Source organism: Psychrobacter sp. TB20-MNA-CIBAN-0197, assembly GCF_040309765.1.
In the GTDB taxonomy this organism is placed as follows: domain Bacteria; phylum Pseudomonadota; class Gammaproteobacteria; order Pseudomonadales; family Moraxellaceae; genus Psychrobacter; species Psychrobacter submarinus.
This window is the reverse complement of sequence record NZ_JBEOPC010001351.1, coordinates 1-238: the sequence shown is the minus strand read 5'-3', so window position 1 is coordinate 238 and position 238 is coordinate 1. Positions and strand designations below refer to the sequence as shown.

Below are 238 nucleotides of genomic sequence, written 5' to 3'. Positions count from 1 at the left end.
ACGCTCACGACTGCCCAGCCATTTTGGGCGCAGACCGTATGACAAAACTCATGGTGCGTGTCGATATCACCAATACAAAATCCGCCGCCATGAAAAAACAGCATGGCGACTTCATCCGCACTTTTTCCCTCATTATTCTGCTTCGTCTGCTGGTAGCAGCGCACGGTCATGTCACCACCGTCAGCGTTGGCAATGGTTCTATCTTGCCAGCTGACGGCGTTCTCTGAATTTCCTGAGA

At 51.7% G+C, this 238-nt stretch carries 1 protein-coding gene; it reads right to left on the bottom strand.

Translation table 11 applies throughout. From position 1 onward, the window contains the following. Positions 1 to 238, bottom strand: a 238-nt coding sequence (locus AAEY83_RS18365; RefSeq protein ID WP_351061565.1) for an alpha/beta hydrolase, incomplete at both ends; no start/stop codon positions are given.